16 protein-coding genes and 3 pseudogenes are annotated in these 20,360 nt (G+C 37.4%); 17 read left to right on the top strand and 2 right to left on the bottom strand.

Annotated elements, in window-relative coordinates:
• Positions 1-12: 12 nt before the first annotated feature.
• The 3 genes from AN161_RS22345 to AN161_RS22335 all read left to right on the top strand — a co-directional run bounded on the left by AN161_RS22345 (position 13) and on the right by AN161_RS22335 (position 2,241).
• Positions 13-1,245 carry a PoNi-like cognate immunity protein gene (locus tag AN161_RS22345; RefSeq protein WP_053596535.1) on the top strand — a complete coding sequence of 411 codons (1,233 nt, stop codon included), beginning with the start codon at positions 13-15 and terminating at the stop codon, positions 1,243-1,245.
• 186 nt (positions 1,246-1,431) lie between these two features.
• Entirely contained in the window at positions 1,432-1,791 is a 360-nt protein-coding gene (locus tag AN161_RS22340) for a hypothetical protein (protein WP_053596534.1), read from the top strand.
• A gap of 15 nt (positions 1,792-1,806) precedes the next feature.
• Positions 1,807-2,241 (top strand): SMI1/KNR4 family protein, encoded by a 435-nt coding sequence (locus tag AN161_RS22335; protein WP_053596533.1) that lies wholly within the window; start codon positions 1,807-1,809, stop codon positions 2,239-2,241.
• A gap of 80 nt (positions 2,242-2,321) precedes the next feature.
• On the opposite strand, the pseudogene AN161_RS27815 reads toward AN161_RS22335, so the two are convergent.
• Positions 2,322-2,512 (bottom strand): annotated as a pseudogene (locus AN161_RS27815) (IS3 family transposase); the annotation flags it as partial.
• Between the two features lie 195 nt (positions 2,513-2,707).
• Here AN161_RS27815 and AN161_RS22330 point away from each other — a divergent pair.
• Together AN161_RS22330 and AN161_RS22325 are read left to right on the top strand one after the other, a co-directional pair.
• Entirely contained in the window at positions 2,708-3,100 is a 393-nt protein-coding gene (locus AN161_RS22330; RefSeq protein ID WP_241774627.1) for an SMI1/KNR4 family protein, read from the top strand.
• A 259-nt stretch (positions 3,101-3,359) separates the two neighbouring features.
• The gene (locus AN161_RS22325; RefSeq protein WP_241774626.1) at positions 3,360-3,998 is read left to right on the top strand and encodes a hypothetical protein; all 639 of its coding nucleotides are present in this window, start codon (positions 3,360-3,362) and stop codon (positions 3,996-3,998) included.
• On the opposite strand, the pseudogene AN161_RS30760 reads toward AN161_RS22325, so the two are convergent.
• Positions 3,945-4,298: pseudogene (locus tag AN161_RS30760) on the bottom strand (IS1595 family transposase); the annotation flags it as partial. The gene AN161_RS22325 and the pseudogene AN161_RS30760 overlap by 54 nt on opposite strands.
• 421 nt (positions 4,299-4,719) lie before the next feature.
• Between AN161_RS30760 and AN161_RS22315 the strand changes: the two are divergent.
• The 12 genes and pseudogenes from AN161_RS22315 to AN161_RS22260 all read left to right on the top strand — a co-directional run.
• On the top strand, positions 4,720-5,364 hold the full coding sequence (locus AN161_RS22315; RefSeq protein WP_053596531.1) for a hypothetical protein: 645 nt from the start codon (positions 4,720-4,722) through the stop codon (positions 5,362-5,364).
• Positions 5,361-6,902, top strand: a complete 1,542-nt coding sequence (locus AN161_RS22310) for a phage baseplate assembly protein V (RefSeq protein WP_053596530.1) — start codon at positions 5,361-5,363, stop codon at positions 6,900-6,902. Before AN161_RS22315 ends, AN161_RS22310 begins: the two co-directional genes overlap by 4 nt.
• A 15-nt stretch (positions 6,903-6,917) precedes the next feature.
• Positions 6,918-8,015 (top strand): pentapeptide repeat-containing protein, encoded by a 1,098-nt coding sequence (locus tag AN161_RS22305; protein WP_053596529.1) that lies wholly within the window; start codon positions 6,918-6,920, stop codon positions 8,013-8,015.
• Between the two features lie 38 nt (positions 8,016-8,053).
• The gene (locus AN161_RS22300; protein ID WP_053596528.1) at positions 8,054-8,551 is read left to right on the top strand and encodes a hypothetical protein; all 498 of its coding nucleotides are present in this window, start codon (positions 8,054-8,056) and stop codon (positions 8,549-8,551) included.
• Positions 8,552-8,628: 77 nt separating this feature from the next.
• Positions 8,629-9,027, top strand: coding sequence for a DUF4280 domain-containing protein (locus AN161_RS22295; RefSeq protein WP_053596527.1), 399 nt, complete (start codon positions 8,629-8,631; stop codon positions 9,025-9,027).
• 4,170 nt (positions 9,028-13,197) lie between these two features.
• The coding region (locus tag AN161_RS30365; RefSeq protein ID WP_277815973.1) for an RHS repeat-associated core domain-containing protein at positions 13,198-14,514 on the top strand (1,317 nt) is incomplete at its 5' end.
• An 11-nt stretch (positions 14,515-14,525) separates the two neighbouring features.
• The gene (locus tag AN161_RS22285) at positions 14,526-14,834 is read left to right on the top strand and encodes a hypothetical protein (RefSeq protein WP_053596525.1); all 309 of its coding nucleotides are present in this window, start codon (positions 14,526-14,528) and stop codon (positions 14,832-14,834) included.
• A gap of 458 nt (positions 14,835-15,292) precedes the next feature.
• Positions 15,293-17,323, top strand: coding sequence for an RHS repeat-associated core domain-containing protein (locus AN161_RS22280; protein ID WP_053596524.1), 2,031 nt, complete (start codon positions 15,293-15,295; stop codon positions 17,321-17,323).
• Between the two features lie 10 nt (positions 17,324-17,333).
• The gene (locus AN161_RS22275; RefSeq protein WP_053596523.1) at positions 17,334-17,735 is read left to right on the top strand and encodes a DUF2750 domain-containing protein; all 402 of its coding nucleotides are present in this window, start codon (positions 17,334-17,336) and stop codon (positions 17,733-17,735) included.
• Positions 17,736-18,036: 301 nt separating this feature from the next.
• Entirely contained in the window at positions 18,037-18,375 is a 339-nt protein-coding gene (locus AN161_RS22270; protein WP_143115028.1) for a hypothetical protein, read from the top strand.
• Between the two features lie 19 nt (positions 18,376-18,394).
• On the top strand, positions 18,395-18,979 hold the full coding sequence (locus AN161_RS22265) for a hypothetical protein (RefSeq protein WP_082340359.1): 585 nt from the start codon (positions 18,395-18,397) through the stop codon (positions 18,977-18,979).
• A 582-nt stretch (positions 18,980-19,561) separates the two neighbouring features.
• A pseudogene (locus tag AN161_RS22260) lies at positions 19,562-20,360 on the top strand (RHS repeat protein); the annotation flags it as partial.

Here is a 20,360-nt window from a genome sequence, read left to right as displayed (position 1 = left end):
GAATCAGATGTTATGAGAGATCATCTATGTATTGAAGAAAAATGTAGAGAAGATATAGAATACAATAAAAAGTTTATCGACAAGAATATAGGGGATATTAAAGGTTTGGAAGAAGATAGGAAAAATGGTATCCAAAGAAATCCTTATGATAATAAAAGTATTATAGAAGCAAAATATTTAAGGAATTGTATATATGAGACAGAGAAAATAATTGCAAAATATTCCTTAGGTGAAAAAATTAATACAATGGTAGAAGATTTTGAGAATGCCATTACTTATTTAGAGAATAAAGGAGAAAGAGAAGTTGGATATATAAATCTACTTTGGATGATATCTTTAGGGATTTTATTAGACACTGATAAAAAGAATATTGTAAGATTAGCCAAGCAGGTTGAGAAAGAAAACATTAATGATTCTGTGATTGAATATTTATTATGTGCTAGTGATATTGGGTACACAAAAATCACCAATGTTTATTTTAAAGAAAATCCATATGCAAAAACAAGGGAAATTATAGAACTTGCGCAAACAGATAAGAAAGAAGCATCTAAGAGATTGCAAAAGTATATGGAGAAAGAATGGTTTAAAGGCCATTATGATTATGAATGGAAAAATGCCCATAAAGAACCTGGATATGTAGGGTTTTGGAGCTTTGAAACAGCCGCATTAGCAAAGATACTAGAACTCGATGATACAAGCCTAATAAATAATAATCACTATCCATATGAACTGGCGCATTACAAAAATTCAATGAAATTCAAACCAATCTCCCTAAGTCAATACAGCAATGAGCAAGAGATTGAAGAGATAGATGAAATAATAGAAGGAATTGAAAATAACCCTTTATTGGAAAAGATAATTCCAACAAGATGGCACGCATTTGTCAATGAATTGATACATGATTATGAGGTTATGGATGATAGTAGTTTTTATGAAAAATACAAAAAACTTATAGGGTTAGATCAAATCTGGTTTTTATCACAAGAATACGAACAAGAAAATGAGCAAAAAATTCTCTTAGGAAGTTTAATTATTTTTGCAATGACAGAAAAAGGATATATACTGCAATTGGATTATAAAGAAGATGTGGAAGAATACTATTCAGGGATGGAAAATTACTGGAATGAAGCAAGAACAAAGCTGATCCAATTTATATTAAATAATGATCAAAATTATTATGCATTGGTGCCGATGAGTACAAATGTTGGAGAGATGTATGAAGTTAATGTTAAAGATGTAAAGTAAATTGGTTAAGATGTCAGTACTGTTTTTGGTTTAAAGAGAACTTTAGAGAGTATTGTCAAAATCAAGGGATCTGTTAATAAATGTGTGGAGAATAAGTTAAAATTGGATAAATGATAAAATGGTGGTAGTTGGAAAATCCGACTACCACTATTTCTTTAGATGGGCTTGGTTTTATAATTTAAGGGTATGGATAATGCTAAACTAAGTCCGACAAATTATCCAAATCCAGATCCACCAATGTCTGCACCACCTGTAAGGTATGAACCAAAAACAATAGAAGAAGTCATTAGAATGCGTAATGGAAGAGGACCTACAACTAAAATTACGCATGGTGATAAAAATATAGAAGCACATCATAGACAACAAGTCCCTGTTAAAAATGGAGGGATATTAGATGAATTAGAACAAAGAACTCATAGGGGTGAAGGGAATCATACACGTCATGATAGACCTTCCCAGTTAACTTCTTTTCAAAGATCTAAGGAAATTAGAGAACATTATAAAGAAAGAGGCAAAGAGTATATACTACCAGGAGAAGGGATTTAAAAGGAGGAAAAGTTAGTGACAAGAGATGAGATTGCAAATTTATTAGATAGCATTTTAGATAAAGAATTAGGGGATTTAGATATTCCTTCCTTTAGTGATTGGGAAAAGATAGAGAAAAAGTTCGGGTGTCAACTACCAATGGAATTTAGATTTTTTATTGAATTAATGACTGAATATTCCTTTCCAGGGGACATTTTAAATGTTTCCAATGGTAAAACAAATGGCAATGACACTATTGAATTTACCTATGACTATGAAATGAATTTTGGTGGGTGGAAGAAGGAATTAATTCCATTTTATAGTGTAGGTAATGGAGACTACTTTTGTCTTCTCTCAAATGAATGCCCCAATACAGGAGTCTATTATTATTCACATGAAGAAAATAATATCGAAAAGGATGCTGGTAACTTTGAAAAATGGTTAAATCAATTGCCAGCTTTTTTGAGCTAATAGATAAAAAATCTTGATTAGCTAAAATGGCTTTTGAAGTGACCCCTAAAAGTTAGACACGGTTATTTCATTAGGCCAGCTTAGGTTAAATAAGTTCGGTTTTGCACCGGACCCGTTTTAATTTTGCCTTAATCCGTTTCGTATTATAGTAATTTGTATATTTTTCTAATTCTGTTTTAAAATGCTCTATACTTTCAAAATCCTTCATGTAAAGGAATTCAGATTTCATAATTCCAAAGTAATTCTCCATGACTGAGTTGTAGTAACAGTTCAAAATCAACTGAAAAACGGAGAAGTTAATATGTCTAGTTTGGAATCAATGATTCCTTCAAATATTCCAAAGTAATTCGTGTTGAATTAATTCCGAAAAAAGGATGGTGGAATTAATTGGTATATTTAAATGGACTTGTAGCCCAACTTCAAAAAGATAAAATTCCAACCTTGTACAAAGGAAGAAGTAAATGAAGTGAAAAAATTGATAGGAAATAATAAACTTCCTGAAGCATACATTGAGTTTCTTGAAGTAATGGGTGGAGGAACAGAGCATACTTTTTTACGAGGTGAGTCATGTTTTATTGACGAGTTATTGGAGTTAAACGAATGGGGAGCAGAATTATTAGAAGAAAATAACGTGCAGTTGAGCCTTACTCCTAACGACTTTGTATTTTGGATGAGTCAAGGGTGTATGTTTTGTTTCTTTAAATTAGATGAGGGTGAAGATCCTGCAGTCTATTTTTATTCTGAAGGCAAAAAGAAAGATGTTTTTATAAGATTACAGATACTTTTACAGAATTTTTACAGCGTAGGTATATTAAAGATAAGTATATTTTTCAAAAAAGGGATTAAAAGGTTATTTTAATTTACTATGGATATTTTTAGCTCACAAAATCATAATTGTTCATTACAATAGTTATTATCATAAGCTAAAAAAGCTTTTCATCTACTCAAACAGCTCATACAACCATTTTATTGGTAAGTGTGAGCTGTTTATTTTTGCATTGTGACAAAGTCGACATTTTTTGAAATAAGTTGTCCCTTCCTATATAAAAGACTAAACATTCCTTCCCTGTCAGGCACAGCGATTGAGGGTAAGGTATTAGAGGTCAAAAAAAGTACGCTTGCACCTATCCATTGATGAGGCACAAAAAAAGGAAGAAGCCACATGGTTCTCACTTGCTACGCCTTATACAGCAGAAGGACATAGCGGCTTTTACAGCCCGCCAGAAGAAGGCGATAGCGTTCATCTTGCCTTCCCGACACACCGTGAGGAAGCAGCCGTTGTCCGCCACAGTGTAAGAAAGGGCGGCGACTCTAACCCAAAAACAGCCGATTCCAAAACGTCCTACTGGGGCACACCAAAAGGCAAGGACATCAAGCTAGGCCCGCAATCGGTGACGTTTACCGCAAAGGAAGGCGCCGTTTTCCTAAAGCTGGATCAGGGCAGCGGAGTAGAAGTACATAGTAAGCAATCACTTACACTAAAAGCCAATGATATCACCTTTGCAGGTAAAAGCATCTCCATGAGCGCAACAGAATCCATGCGCTTAACATGTGGGTCCAGCAGTCTCGTTTTTGATGGAATCACCGATATTCAAGGGCAGATTGTGACAATGGAAGGTTCGAACAAAGCACCTGTGACTGTGTCTAATACATCGGGAGAAGGCGCTGACCTTCTTGATTTGACATTTTTTTATGCAATTCTAATTATCCAGGTAACGTGTCGTCACCCTTTGAAAACGATTCATCAATTCCTTTAAACGCTTGGGTAACTATTGACGTGTTGAATATGGTAAATCCCTTTTCTAACTTATTTGCCTTGTCGCACATTAATGGCTTAGTGTTGTATACTTTTCATTTTAGCAAAATTCTTATAGTTCGTTGTAGAATCTGTACATAACAAAACTGAGGTGTCGATGTAGCGACCTAACAACCCGTCCAATTCTTGTACATTAATCCGACCCTTACCTGCCATTTGAGAGAGGATTTCTCTACCACTGTCGTAAGCAAATGACCACAAATATTTGTTCCTTTGATTTCCCTCTTCTCTTAGCAACACCATCACATTGCTCTCGGTTACAACTTATAATTATTCTCTTCATCATGCATGTATTCGTCGTTCGATCTAGTTACTTTTTTATACCACGATGATTAAAGTTCCATGTTATTTTTTCCTCACACAGTATATCTAACTACTAAATTTCAAATTTTCCCGATCTTCAGGATTATTTTTTTGTTTATTCCAAATAATAGAACTTATGAATGTTGACTTTTTATCTATGGTTTATTAGCATATTTAATGATGAAAATAACCAATTAATGGTTATATTGTCATATATGTATTTATTACTGGAATATTACTGAAAAAAATTAAATTAATAACAAAGTGACCTTAATAATCTGTCTTATTAATTGGAAAGCGAAAAAATACAAGGTCATGAGATGGAACGAATAAAGAATCGACACAAAGGAGCGAAAAAAATGAATTTTATGGATGAAGAAATTATCGAGATGACGAAACATGCAAGGCAGAAGAAACGAATGGAGAATATCGAAAACCAATTATTAAATACGGATATTGTGAAAGCGATTAAAGATGGGCAGCTCATGATTGAAGATGAAACGATTGAGTTTAAAGAAATGAGTTTTTATGAGGGTCAAATCCGGATGTGTATGCCTGCAGCCTTTGACGTGATGGAGCCTGAATTAATGGATATTAAATATCCATCCAGTCGTAGGCCAGATTATATTTATACAAGCGAAAGTACGTCCATCAATGTCACACTGAAAATCATGGAACAACAGGTAAAAGAAGAGGAATTAGAAGACTTTACAGAGGCTATGAGGAATATCCTTCAAAAAACGCAGCCAACTACAAAAATGTTGGATACCGCCATGATTGAAGTTAACGGTTTACAAATTGGTTACTTTGATTTCATTTCGCCCGCACTAGATAACAAGATTTATAATTTAATGTTTTTGTTTATAGTAGGCGAGAATGTGACAATGGGCTCGGTCAATTGTTTGAAAAAAGAGATGGATATTTGGAAACCCATTGCTTACGGCATGATGGAATCTATCTTTGTTGAAAACAAATTATTAGATGGGGAAGGTGTTGTCGAATGAGTAAGGAAACAGCCTTGACGTATAAAGATATCATCGTGATGCCCTATAATATTCGCGTCGATCAAATCGAAATTACGCAACAAATGAATGAGCATGCTACATTGCATTTGACGGGCGTGATTCCAGATGAACTCGAAGATTCCTATGTATATATGACGGATGCAGAAACGGCTATTGAAGTCGTGCAAATCGGTAGTGGTGGACAAACTATTCCTATTTTTAATGGGGTGGCGCTAGATGTACAAGTGAAATCGGTTTTGGGTACCTATTATTTGGAGGTTAAAGCTGTTTCGCATACGTATGTGTTAGATGTGAAGAAGATAAACCAAACCTATCAAAATGCGAGTATGCCCTATAGTGAATTAATAAATGCATGTATTGCCGATCAAAAAGGTGCAGACTTCATGGATTATGCCTCAAAGGGCTCTACTATTGGACGTTTTACGATGCAATATATAGAGACAGATTGGGAGTTTCTTAAACGTATGGCATCAAGATTCCATACAGGCCTAGTGCCAGATACGGTACACCCAGCCGCCAAGTTTTACTTCGGCGTACCGTTTCAAGCTGGGGGCACGCAGAAAATGGAGGCCATTAATTATCGAGTTAAAAAGGCGATCGGCAATTTCCTTGTGTCCAGTAAAAATCATCTCGACGGTATTACTGATAGTGACTACATGTACTATGAAGTAGAATCGTTCCAACCATTCAAAATAGGTAATGAAGTTACATTCCAATCAAAAAAATTGTATGTCTATAAAATCTACTCAACTTTAAAAGATGGCTTGTTCAAGCATATCTACACGTTAACACCTCAGAACGGCTTCAGTGTCCACACTACTTATAATCAAGCTATTATTGGCGCCTCCATTCAAGGGAAAGTAATTGATGTTGCGGGGGACAAAATTCGTATTCATGTCGATTTCGACGAAGGTCAAGATAAAGATACAGCGTATTGGTTTCCGTATTCTACGATCTATGCATCAGAAGATAATACAGGCTGGTACTTCATGCCAGAGCTATCTGATAACGTTAGAATCTATTTCCCAGGCAATCGTGAGGATGAAGGGATTGCGATTAGTTCCGTATCAAAAGCTCCTCCACAATCTGGTTCGATGTTAGCAGCGACGAATCCGCCTAGTCCAAGCGGTGGTGGAAGTGCCAGTGCTAGTGGCAGTGGCGGAGGTGGCGGCGGTGGGTCAAGACCTGCACCACCAGAGGATAGTCGCCAAGATCCAGCGCGGATGGCTGATCCAGATGTCAAAACGCTCAGAACGAAGCACGGTAAACAAATTCTACTTGCACCCGATCGGATTGTCATATCTGGTGGTGGATTAATGATTTCGCTTATGGATGATAATGGGATCTCCATCATAAGTGATAAAAATATTACCTTACAAGCAACAGATAAAGTCGCCATCAATGCGAAGCAAATTATGATTAATGCGACCGAGAAAATAGAGATGACTTGTAAAGACAGTTCCATCAAGATGGAAGACAAAATGGAGATTAAAGGAACAGAAGTACGAGCAAATTAGTAAGGATGTGGACGCATGAAACGAGAAGAAGCATTACAGCATTTTATGGATGAATGCGTGTCAGTTCATATCAGCCGATTACAAGAGAAGGTTGATCGACAGTTTCGTCAAGAGAAGGAAGTCTTACTAAAACCAATCATTCACGCGCTTGAACAGCTGTTTGCAAATATTAGAGATCAGCAAGAACAGGGAAGGTTAGCGCCAGTTGCTTTTATTCATTTTTCACTGCTACGAACATCATTACTAGATAACAAGTGTACGTATTTGGTAGAAGCATATGGAGAAAAATGGTACTACGACTGGGGAGAATGTACGGCCCAGTATGAAGCGGAATGGCTCAGCGAGGCGATTATAGATTTACACAAAACGCTTGAAAAAGAAAGAAAACCATATCTCGCTATCCAAGCAGCTGACGTTCGGGGAATTATTCAACAGACTGTGATTCTGTTTCATCAGTATATTATTCAATTGGTACGCTATCTTTTCCGCTATCAACAGGAAAGCGTTCCTGAAATAGACTTTCAACGAGCAGTGTGTTTGCGATTTCGTGTCGGGGAATATAAAGGATTTAGTGAAGATGTTGCGATGCTGGACGAACGGGAACGGGTGGAAGAAAATCTCCTCTCGTGGCTAGGGAAAAACGAGATGGATAAATCATATACATTTGAAAATTTCTCAAGCCTACAGTTACAGCAAAAATTTTTCGACCAAATGGACTTTTCTTATGCGAACTTCAATGGCAGCGACTTAGAAGGGGCTTCAATGAAACAAAGTGTTTGCGTCGGTACTAGTTTTGTAGATTGTAGCTTAGCGAATGTTGATTTTTCCTATGCAGCCATTCAAGATGCTGATTTTCGAAATGCCAATTTAGCAGGCGCTAATTTTACGCATGCACAAGGAAAAACGCTAATGCTTCCTGATGATGAAGTTGCGTGTTACCTTGGCACTGACTTCAGTCATGCAAATTTGGAAAATGCAAAATTTGAGTTTGCGCAGATTGCAGGCGCTAATTTTACAGGTGCTAATTTAAAAGGAGCTACCTTCTTTAAACGCGATCAAGAGAAATGTCTATTTAGCCCAGACCAGATAAAAGACATTCATTGGATTCATTAATTTGAAATCGACATAAATGATAGTTACAGGAGGAAAAGATGGAGTATTTTATTGTTCGGCAAGATCAAAGCATTACAAATCCAATTATTCCTTTCAAGACAGACCTCGATGATAACTTTGTCTGTTCATCTGTATTCGGGGAAGTAATAGAAAAAGAGAATGCGGTATATCTGGATTATTTAGAAAAGCCTCGAAGAATCGTGTCTGATGATTTAAAAGGGTTATTGGTGAAATATGAGGATAACTTAGAATTTACAGCCATTGTCTTTACAGATGTGAAGAAAGGAACACAGCGTGTGCATTGGCTTATGGACATTGTAAAGAAGAACTGTATTTCCGATGAGACGGCTTATTATCCAGACGGACAAATAAAGGAGCTCGTAATTGACCCGAAGAAAGTGGAACTGGATTGTATTTTTCAAGTCGACGGCAAAAAGGAATCGTTCACCATCGTTAATTTAGACGTGGCAGAAAGTATGTTACGACGACCATATCTCGGGATTCAGTTGCAACGAGTAAAACTACAAGGACGATAGAGCATTCTAATAAATCATTCCAAAACACTGTCGTAGTTTGAAACAGTGTTCAATCGATACGAAAGGAAGGATAGTTAATGGCTCAAGTTGTAGAAAGTTTGGAAACAGAAGGTTCGGAACAAGAGCAATTTAGTTATGTCGTACATGGAGCAATCATTTCCTGTGAACATGGCAGCCACCTCAATTATTTAAATTTGCCGCAAGACCATGGCGTTTATATTAAAGAGAAAGCCGTAATGAATGTAGGGGATCGAAACCCTGATAACATCCCAACCTTTGGTGTTTGTTTACAGTTGCAAAAGCCGTGTACACCAACATGCTCCATTGATTGGATGGAAGGGATGGAAAACGTCAATATCGAGGGAAAGCAAGCGTTATTAAGTCGCTGCCATACCCAATGCTCAGCAGGTGGAGGCAAAATCGAAATTATTCATGACGGTCAAGAGGAAGTAGAAATTCCGAAACAAGGTTTTTAAAAGGCAAGGTTGATTGAAAGGAGGTAAGTAATGAAATCGCTAGAAGAAAAGGAAGTACACACGGTTAGTACGTATGAGGATCTTGTGCTCGAATGGCCTTATCCACTTATTCATTTAGAAAAGTTAACCATTAAACATAAGGGCAATGACCATGCGAGATTGTACTTTACGGGAATGATTGCTGAAGAGCAAGCACAAAAGTATATTCAGCGGGTCAATCATACAGATGAAGTTGTTGTGAAATTTGGGCGAGACAGTGCCATTTTGTTCTCAGGAAGAATTGAAAATGCGGAGTTGCAGGCATCACAAGGGGTGCACTATGTTTCCGTTGAGGCTATATCATATACAGCAAATATGGATATTGCAAAGCGCTCACGTTCTTTTCAAGATGTGAACATGACGTACGTTCAGTTAATAAAAAATATCGTAAGCGCCTATCCTAATGGGGATTATATCGACCAAGCTTCTAACGGTCAAGCCATTGGTAGTATTGCGATTCAATACTTAGAAACAGATTGGGAATTTATTAAAAGAATGGCCTCCCGTTTGCACGCTGTTGTTTTTCCTGATTTAAAAGGAAAAGGTGCTCGATTTTGGCTTGGTACACCTCAAAGTAGGAAAAGCATAACGATCGACCATCTGCCTTCTATAGTAAGAATGGACGTCGATGCATATCGTTTGATTACTGAAAACGATGGTACGGATGTGAGTGAAGCAGATTATACTTACTGTGAGTTTGAAAGCACAGAGCCCCATGAGTTGGGCGCGTTGGTGCAATTCAAGGGAAGCTCCTATATTGTAACGACTAGGGAGACCCATCTTGATGAGGGTGTGTTGAAGTTTCAATATACTGCCCAACCAGAGAAAAGTATTCGTCAGCGATTGGCACGCAATTTAGATCTCATTGGTGCAGCGTTTACAGGAAAGATCATTGATGTTACGCAAAACACCGTTAAAATTCATTTAGATATAGATAAAAGCCAGGATCAAGAAAAAGCACATTGGTTTGCATATTCAGCAGATGCCAATGGTGTTATGTATTTAATGCCTCAAATAGGTGCACGTGCCCAATTACATTTTCCAAGTGCAGTTGAAGAAGATGCCATCGTTATCAGCTCGGTGCGTGTGAATCCAGCCACACCAGAGGGCGGGCAAAAGCAGACGCAGAAAATGGCGGATACTACCGTTAAATCATTGGCGACCAACGTTGGGAAAGATGTGACATTAGGCGTTGGTGATATTACCTTTAGTGCAGTAGATGGGGTCTTGGACTTAAAGATGGATGATGGAGATGGCGTAACATTTCAAAGTAACAGTACCATCATGCTAGCGGCCGATGAAACACTCGAAATTAGTGGGATGAAAGAGCTAGCCGTAGAGGCGGAAGAATGGATTGCGATATCAGCGAAGGAACAAAGTCATGTGATTATGGCCGCTGATACACAATTAATTAGTACGCTCATTGATCAAGAAGGTATAGAGAAGCAAAGCCAGCCACCGAAATTAAATGAAGAAGCAATCGAAGCTACGACGAAAGTTGACTTAATCTTCCCGCAAAAGGCAGAAGAAAAGAAAGAAAAGAAAGGCTGGTTTAGTAGTTTAGTAGATGGCGTAAGTACAGCGCTGGATATCGCTGGATTTATTCCTGTCATAGGTACATTTGCAGATATTGCGAATGCAGGAATAAGCTTGGCAAGAGGAGATTACATGGGGGCAGCCATGAACATTGTAGGTGCAGTCCCGGTTGTTGGTGATGCAGCCAAAACAGCTTATAAGGCCGGTAAAGCGGCAAAAGCTGCTGATAAAGCAATTACAGCCGCAAAAGCTGCAGATAAAGCAGTGGATGCATCCAAAGCAATAAAAGGGATGAAAGCAGCTTACACAAAAGTGTCTAAAACGCTAGATGCAGTATCGGCTCTAGCCAACAAAGGGTCTAAGGCCGTGAAGACGGCAGCGGATAAAGTCATCTCATCGATGGATGAACTGCTCGCTGTGTCGAAGGCAGTAGACGGTATGAAAGCTATGGCTAAAGCTGGGCTAACGAAATTTAATCATGGGGTATTAAAGAAATTTAATTGTACACAAGGGTTAAGTAAAAAATTCTGTAAAAGAGGATTTGAGCCCGTTGATTTAATTACAGGGCGTATGATTTATGAAGGCGTTGACTTTGAACTACCTGGACCTATCCCCCTTTCATGGGAACGTGCTTGGTACAGTGATAGTAGTCGTATTGGCTTGACAGGTCATGGGATGCACTTTACATACGATCTAGCCTTAGAGATTTATGAAGAAGATGACCTGATTGGAATTGTTGTGACGGATGGTCGCGCTGTTGGATTTCCAATTTTACCAATAAACTTGCCGTATTTTAACAAAAGAGAAAGAATGACCTTAACAAATACAGGCGAGGAGTATCATTTGTTTGAGCATGATACACGATTGATTTATGTATTTGAACAAATAACAGAAACAAAATACCGATTAAAAGAAGTAAAAAATGAACAAGAGCATCATATTCAATTTGCGTATAACCTTAAAGGGTTCCTATCTCAAGTAACAGACAGTGTAGGTAGAGTGCTTGAGGTTACAACCAATGAGGTAGGCAGAATGACAGAGGTTGCTTTACGCAACCAGATGAGTCGTGAAGTCTTAGTTCGCTATGATTATAATGATGGACAAGATTTAATCGAAATCCAAGATGCGTTAGGTCAAAGTACGCATATTAAATATGTTAATCACTTAATGATGCAAAAAACGGATCGCAATAAAAATAGCTTCTTCTGGCGTTATGATGGCCCAACTACAGGTGCACGAGTTATCAAAACATGGGGAGATGGCAATGTCCTTGCAGGGGAGCTTTCGTATCACGAGGGCTATAATGAGATTACGAATAGCTTAGGCCATAAGAGTTATTACTATTTTAACGAAGATAACCTCTGTACGAAAATTGTTCATCCAGATGGTAGTGAGGTCAGCTATGAATATAATGAGGACTTTGAATTACTGCAAGAAGTAGATGAAGACGATCGTGTGACGACATTTAGCTATGATGAATGGGCAAATCCAGTGACGATTACTCTTGCAGATGGCAGTACTTTATCGTCAAAGTATGATGAGAAGGATAGGTTAATTCAGGTAGTTAACGCAGAGGGTGGAAGTCGTCAATGGATTTATAATGAAGATAGCACATTGCAGGCAAATATTTTAGAAGATGGCACAAAAACAGAATTTTCCTATAATGAACAATATTTAATTAAAATGGTGACAAATGCGCAAGGCCATGTGGTAAGCTTAGCTTATGATGCTGATCTGAACCTGAGTCAAGTCACATTGCCAGACGGGACAAGTTCGACCTGGGCATATGACCGTCGTGGTAACTGCACAACAACGACCAATCCGCTAGGGGCTACTGAGAAGTTCCGATATGATAACTTGAATCGTCTAGTACGTGCAAATCTATCCGATGGTAACGACGTTCAATTAAAGTACAATGCCTATGATGATGTCATTTTCGCGAAAGATAACCATACCCAAGTAGCCTTTGATTACACCATTCTTGGCAGTTTGATAGCACGAGAACAAGGTGGCAAGAAAGTTAAATTCGCCTATGATACAGAGGAGCAGTTAACCGCTGTGATCAACGAAAGAGGCGAAACGTATCAGTTTGAACGTGATACGAAAGGCAATATCATTAAGGAAGTCGGCTTTGATGAGATTGAAAGAACGTATGAACGAAGTCTGGCTGGTTTAGTTCAGAGAATTCAACGTCCGGGTGATCGTTGGACAGCGTTCCAGCATGATGGTCTAGTGAATGTCATTCGGGCTGATTATTATGATGACACTTGGGAAACGTTTGGCTATGACAAAAATGGTTCGTTAATTCAGACCGAGAATGAGCATGTGAAAGTAAAACTGGAGCGAGACCCATCTGGACAAGTGATCAAGGAGTGGCAGAATGACCATTGGATTGCGAGTAATTATGATGAATTAGGCAACCGTTCACAAATTACAAGTAGCTTAGGTGCAAAAATAGATGTCGCTCGAAATGAAATGGGGAATGTGTCGCAAATCACAGCTTCTCGCTCAGAGCAAGAACATTGGACAGCATCAATGCAGTACAATGAACTCGGACAAGAAATCGAAAGAATACTACAAGGGGATCAGCAAATNATAAGTAGTCAAAACCGCGATACACGAAGACGCGCGTATAATTGGGACGTCAATCATCGATTACGAAGTATGGTCAACGAGTTAACGGGTGTAAAAGTTACCTATGGCTACGATGAATTCAGTAATCTCGTTTGGTCCAATCAAGGCGGTCAATTTGATTTCTTACATCGCAGTGTTGATGATGTCGGGAATTTGTATGAAACGAAAGAAAAGACCGATCGTGTCTATGGTGCCGGAAGTAGATTGCTTGAAACGAGAGAGGCAACATTCTCTTATGATGATGAAGGGAATCTGATTCAGAAAGTTGAGAAGAATGGTGATACGTGGAAGTACGAGTACTATGGTAATGGCATGATGTCTAAGGTCATCATGCCAGACAACACAGAAGTTACTTTCAAGTATGACTCGCTAGGTAGACGAATAGAGAAGTGTTCAAGCGAAAAGATAACGAAATTCGTTTGGGATGGGAATACTATCCTACATGAGTATTTCTCAGAGAATAATTCAGATATATATGGAAATCTAGATGAGTGTTCTTCACAGAAAAACTCCGAAATAGTAGATAATCTAGTCACATGGGTGTTTAATGATGGGTTCATCCCTTCAGCTAAAATTACGAGTGAAGGTAATTACAGTATTATTAGTGACCATCTAGGAACGCCTGTAGAAGCTTATGATGACGAAGGTAAGAGGAGTTGGTTAGCAGAACTTGATATTTATGGAAGAGAAAAAGAATTTACCGGTGAGAAAGACTTCATTCCATTCCGTTATCAAGGGCAGTATGAAGATGTGGAAATAGGATTGTATTATAATAGATTCCGATACTACGACCCAGAACAAGGGAACTATACTCAAATTGACCCGATTGGACTTTCTGGAAATAATCCAACGCTGTATGGATATGTGAAAGATACAAATAAATGGACTGACCCATTGGGACTTATTATTGTTTATCGATTATTAAGACCTGATGAAGATCCTTCAAAAGGCTTGTCAGCGAAAAAACCAGGAAGGGGAATGACTGTTCATGGTCATGTTTCCACTGGATCAAGGAATAAAGGTTCGCAATTTATTTCAACAAGTACAGATCCCGAAGCATTAGCTAAACATCGTGAACCTGGACAAAGAATGGTTTCCTTTGATACTGAAGATGTAGTACCTGATAAGGTAGGTAATAAGAGGGTAATAGATATTTCTACTGTAGAAAAAGCAAAGGCAAACGGTGTTGGTAGTGTATCAGCAAGATTTGCAAATGACTCAAAAGAGATTTTGGTTGAGGCGCATGTTCCTTCCTCAGCAATAACACCATGTCGTTAAAGGAGATTTTTATGAATAAGAATGAAGCTTTAAATTTTGTTTATGAAAATATTTTAGGAGAGGATTCAATTTTAATACAATTAAGAAGAGGTGAAGGATTGAATGAGGATAGATTTAATGAATTAGTCACAGCGATGCAGTTATTAATAGTCGAATATAAGAATTTAGATGTTGTTCCCAAAAAACTTGCATTATCGTTTGTAGATATAAGTAATTACTTTTATTTTAACGAAGATAAATACTCTTTTGATGAACAAAATCATATTGAAGATGCTGTTCAAAAAATTTCTCAACTGGCTAATGAATTGTTTGACTATTAAAAATGTTAGAGTATATGTAAAAAATTTTGAGCCAATTCATTGTATTTTTCTGTCAGAAAAGAGATTATCTTATTCCGTATATTTACTCCCCTGCTTCATCTGAGGCAGGGATTTTTAAATATTAGCAACCACTCCCTCTAGAATCTGCAATTAAGGCGTTTGTGAATAATGATTCATAAACTTTTACATATTAGTGCGGTGGGTATTTGTGTTTGGTAACTGCCAGCAATGCTGCGACAGTACTTTTTCTTCGATAAATACTTATGAAGGTATGGGGATAGAGCGAGATGGATGCGCATATCTTCAAGCTATTCCCATGAAAAATCTACTTTTTGGTTGACACAGCAAGTACGATAGGTCTGGGTGGAATTTACCGATAACTACTTGGTTCCACAGAAAAATTCCGTTATGATAACTTGAATCGCCTTGTACGGGCAAATCTTTCAGATGGTAACGACGTGCAATTAAAGTACAATGCCTATGACGATATTGTTTTAGCGAAAGATAACCATACGCAAGTAGCCTTTGATTACACCATTCTTGGCAGCTTGATAGCACGAGAACAAGGTGGGAAGAAAGTTAAATTCACCTATGATACAGAAGAACAGTTAAATGCTGTAGTCAATGAAAAAGGCGAAGCGTATCAGTTTGAACGTGATGCGAAAGGGAATATCATCAAGGAAATCGGCTTTGATGATATTGAAAAAACGTATGAGCGAAGTCTGGCAGGATTGGTTCAGCGAATTCAACGTCCAGGCGATCGTTGGACAACATATCAGCATGATGGTCTAGGGAATGTTATTCGAGCTGATTATTATGATGACACTTGGGAAACGTTTGGCTATGACAAAAACGGCTTGTTAATGGAGACTGAGAATAAACATGTTAACGGAAAGTTGGTGCGAGACCCATCTGGACAAGTGATCAAGGAATGGCAAAATGATCATTGGATTGCGAGCACTTATGATGAATTAGGCAACCGTTCACAGATTACGAGTAGCCTGGGGGCAAAAATAGATGTCGTTCGTAATGAAATGGGCAATGTGTCACGAATCACGGCTTCTCGTCTAGAGCAAGAATATTGGACAGCATCTATGCAGTACAATGAACTCGGTCAAGAAATTGAAAGAATCTTACCAGGGGATGTTATTAGCAAATGGCAGTATGATGTAACCGGTAGACCGACACATCACCGCATAAGTAGTCAAAATCGTGACACACGAAGACGCCTGTATAATTGGGATGTCAATTATCGCTTACGAAGTATGATCAACGAGTTAACAGGTGTAAAAGTTACCTATGGTTACGATGAATTCAGTAACCTCGTTTGGTCCAATCAAGGCGGACAATTTGATTTCTTACACCGCAGTGTCGATGATGTCGGGAATTTGTATGAAACGAAAGAAAAGACAGATCGTGTTTATGGTGCGGGAAGCAGATTACTTGAAACAAGCGAGGCAACATTCTCTTATGATGATGAAGGTAATCTGATTCAGAAAGTTGAGAATAATGGCGATACGTGGAAGTACGAATACAATGGCAGTGGGATGATGTCTAAAGTTGTTCTTTTTTCAAAGAGCAACTTGGTTAAGGAAGTTACGTTTAAGTATGATCCATTAGGTAGGCGTGTTGAAAAGAGTTGTGAGGGAAAAACTACTCATTTCGTGTGGGATGGGAATACGATTTTGCATGAATGGGTTGACGATGCTAGTGACCTGAATGTTAGAAGTACATCTACTAACATTGAAAATCATGATTCGGGTGGAATTCCTAAAAGTCTTGTAACTTGGATATTCGATCCTGAAACATTCATACTGTCTGCTAAACTCACGAAACAAGGGAAATTTAGTATTATCACAGATCACCTTGGAACGCCTGTTGAAGCATATGATTCAGAAGGAAGTAGAGTCTGGTCAGGTGAATTAGATATTTATGGACGAGTTAAAGTACTTATTGGTGAAAAGGATTTCGTTCCTTTCCGTTATCAAGGTCAATATGAGGATATTGAGATAGGGCTTTACTACAATAATTTCCGATACTATGCTCCAAGCGAAGGGATTTATACTCAGCAAGATCCAATTGGATCTATGGGAGATAATCCGACGTTATATAGTTATGTTGGTGATCCTAATTTTTGGATAGATCCTTTTGGTCTTTCTGCTGGTCGAGGAAAGAAACAGCAAAGGTTAAAAGCACTGGTCAATGATCCGAAGCAGCCAAGATATGTTAGAGGCTGGATGCGACAAGAATTAAATAGATTAGGGAAGAAAAGAGGAAATGGAAAAGTTATTAGAAATGTGCGTAATCCTATAGGCTTTGAATTAGCTCATTGGTATGGATATGAGTCAGACAAAGGTTATGATTATATGCACTCGGATCTTAAAGTTATTCAGGATCATAAAAATCAACATGTACTTGACGACAAAGGAAGAAAAAATAAAGAAGGAGCGAGTAAGAAAGCACCTTGTTTAATAAAAAAGAAGAAATGAGGAGTTTAATATGAGTGGAGGATTTGAATCAAGTCCAGAGTTTAAAGCTATGATAAAAAAATCAGCTAGAGATAGATATATTTACTCTGTAAAACGTATTGCAGACTGGGAAGAGGCGTGGTCTTTGAAATTAAATGATGGGTTTGTTACAACTTCAGATGAAGAGGGAAATCTTTCAATGCCTATTTGGCCATTTAAAGAGTACGCTATGAAATGTATAGGAGATGAATGGGAAAACTGTAAACCACAAAAAATATATTTAAATACACTTTTAGAAGAAATATTACCCAATATGTCAGATGATGGAACGTATGTGGTTGTATTTAAAGTACCAGAAAATCCAGAAGTTGTAAGGGTGTCTGCGGATGACTTTAAAAATAATTTGTTATATGAATGTTCTCAATTAGAATAAAGCATGGGTTGTAGAATATGGATATCAACTTTTTGATAAAATTCTAGGTTGGTAATGTTTATATAGCAAATAAAAAGAGTAGCTTAAATCCCGAGCAGGGTTTTATTGCTACTCTTTTTAATGAATTTTATTTACCTTAATAAGACCTTTTTCTCATATGTCTTTCCCGAAATATTAGTGCAGATAATGGGGTTATTTTGAAACATTTAGATCGAAATAGTTTACAACCTGGAGCTTACCATAGAGTAATTCATATTCATGAATATTTTGAAAATGTTGCTGAACAGGTATGGGTCATCATTTGATGCCGAGATCAATAGCTGGGGCTTTAGGTATTACAGAATTAAGCCAAAAAACTTCGATTGCATGGTATCCAGATAAAGGAGCTGGAACAGCAGATCTTCACAAAAAATTGCATAGAGAACTTATAGAAGAAGGAATACCTTATCACGGTTCAAAATATACTGGAACAGCTGATGAATTTTTTGACAAAGCTGCTAAAGCATACAAAGATATTGACGTTAAAGGTTATTTGAAAATACCATACACTGATGATAGGTTATTCGAAAATTTAACCCCTGCAGAAGCATTAGATAAAATAAAAGAGTTACATTCAAATGGGAAAATTCCTTGTAAATAGAAGAAAAGGAGATATTATTATGGATAGAGTTTTAACTGTCTCAAGTTACGGCATTTGTTTATTTTCATTAGACGTATTAGAAGATTTTTTAAAAAAAGAAAAAGTTAGGTCAAAAAAACTATTAAAGAATTTTCAGGATAATCATAATCGATATTTAACTTTACTTACTGAAGGTATATGGATTCCTTTTTTACCCATAGACTCTATAAAATATGTAATCAAGCTTGATAACTATAATCAATCATTTGACGATGAATGGGAGGAAAAATTAGTATATCATGACTTCAATATTGAAGTTCAAGATACATTATGGATTGCTAGTATGGGTTTATTTTATGAATTCGATAAAAATAAATTTATAGGAAATGATGAAGTATCGTATCAAACATTAGATGGAATTACATTAAATTCTGGATTTGGGTATAATGTATCTTCTGGTAAATATTCGGTATCTATAAAGGGCTATGCACGTAAGAATAAATTAGATTATCCTAATGCGAATTTTGGTTTTTTGTTTTCTCTTGTTAAAGTAAATGAATTTGAAGGTTTTAATGATCCACGCGAAGATGAAAGATACAACTTTAATGTGGCAGATATGGATTAAAAATTAGATTAGATAGTATTCTAAAAAACTGATAAAACACATTTTGCTAAAGGTTGTAACGTCAATAGAATTACCATAGATAAGAAAATACAATAGGGAATCTATTCTGTAACAGATCTTTAGTGTATTAAAAGATTTGAAGTTAAATTTAACAAGGGCAATAAATCCATTTAAAAGGATTTTATTGCCCTTTTAATCTTTCGTAATAAAGACCTAAACTTAAAAAGAATGTTGATATAAATCTAACTAAAGCTTAGCTTATGATGCTGATCTGAACCTGAGTCAAGTAACATTGCCAGACGGGACGAGTTCGACAAGGACTTATGACCGTCGTGGTAACTGCACAACAACGACCAATCCTCTAGTATAAATGTCCGCATCGAGATGTACATTTTTGCTTGTCTAAGCATGTACACTTTCGCTCAAAATGTACTTCTCTATTCATGTGTATGAATAATTACAACTTGACATGGAGACCTCTACTCGCATGAATCGGCAGCCAAAACCCAGCTACTACAAGGGCTGGCTAGCCGAACAAGGCTATCATGCTCGCCACTCCAAGTAAAGTTGTAATATACATTGGTGAGCAAAAATGTACATGGTTATTCGAACGTAATTGTACGTACTTATAAGCGTATTTATCCTCTAGGGGCCACAGAGAAATTCCGTTATGATAACTTGAATCGCCTTGTATGGGCAAATCTTCCAGATGGTAACGACGTTCAATTAAAGTACGATGCCTATGATGATGTTGTTTTTGCGAAAGATAACCATACGCAAGTAGCCTTTGATTACACCATTCTTGGCAGCTTGAAGGCTCGAGAACAAGGTGGAAAGAAAGTTAAATTCACCTATGATACGGAGGAGCAGTTAACCGCTGTCATCAATGAAAAAGGCGAAGCGTATCAGTTTGAACGTGATGCGAAAGGTAATATCGTCAAGGAGATTGGCTTTGATGAGATTGAAAGAACATATGAGCGAAGTCTGGCGGGATTGGTTCAGAGAATTCAACGTCCAGGTGATCGTTGGACAGCATATCAACATGATGGTATAGGGAATGTCATTCGAGCTGATTATTATGATGATACCTGGGAAACGTTTGGCTATGACAAAAATGGTTCTTTAATTGAGACTGAAAATGAGCATGTGAAAGTAAAACTGGAGCGAGACCCATCTGGACAAGTGATCAAGGAGTGGCAAAATGACCATTGGATTACGAGTAGTTATGATGAATTAGGCAGCCGTTCACAGATTACGAGTAGCTTAGGTGCAAAAATCGATGTCGCTCGTAATGAGATGGGGAATGTGTCGCAAATCACGGCTTCTCGTTTAGAGCAAGAAAATTGGACAGCATCAATGCAGTACAATGAATCAAGAAATT

Origin of the sequence: Lysinibacillus sp. FJAT-14222 (genome assembly GCF_001278875.1) — a bacterium.
Lineage (GTDB): Bacteria > Bacillota > Bacilli > Bacillales_A > Planococcaceae > Lysinibacillus > Lysinibacillus agricola.
This window is presented reverse-complemented; position numbering and strand designations above follow the sequence as displayed.

Bases quoted from the DNA above. Each gene is read 5' to 3' on its own strand.
- AN161_RS22300 (WP_053596528.1), top strand. From the start codon at position 8,054: ATGGAGTATTTTATTGTTCGGCAAGATCAAAGCATTACAAATCCAATT.
- AN161_RS22305 (WP_053596529.1), top strand. From the start codon at position 6,918: ATGAAACGAGAAGAAGCATTACAGCATTTTATGGATGAATGCGTGTCA.
- AN161_RS22315 (WP_053596531.1), top strand. From the start codon at position 4,720: ATGAATTTTATGGATGAAGAAATTATCGAGATGACGAAACATGCAAGG.
- AN161_RS22310 (WP_053596530.1), top strand. From the start codon at position 5,361: ATGAGTAAGGAAACAGCCTTGACGTATAAAGATATCATCGTGATGCCC.
- AN161_RS22285 (WP_053596525.1), top strand. From the start codon at position 14,526: ATGAATAAGAATGAAGCTTTAAATTTTGTTTATGAAAATATTTTAGGA.
- AN161_RS22275 (WP_053596523.1), top strand. From the start codon at position 17,334: ATGAGTGGAGGATTTGAATCAAGTCCAGAGTTTAAAGCTATGATAAAA.
- AN161_RS22265 (WP_082340359.1), top strand. From the start codon at position 18,395: ATGGATAGAGTTTTAACTGTCTCAAGTTACGGCATTTGTTTATTTTCA.
- AN161_RS22295 (WP_053596527.1), top strand. From the start codon at position 8,629: ATGGCTCAAGTTGTAGAAAGTTTGGAAACAGAAGGTTCGGAACAAGAG.
- AN161_RS22340 (WP_053596534.1), top strand. From the start codon at position 1,432: ATGGATAATGCTAAACTAAGTCCGACAAATTATCCAAATCCAGATCCA.
- AN161_RS22345 (WP_053596535.1), top strand. From the start codon at position 13: ATGAGAGATCATCTATGTATTGAAGAAAAATGTAGAGAAGATATAGAA.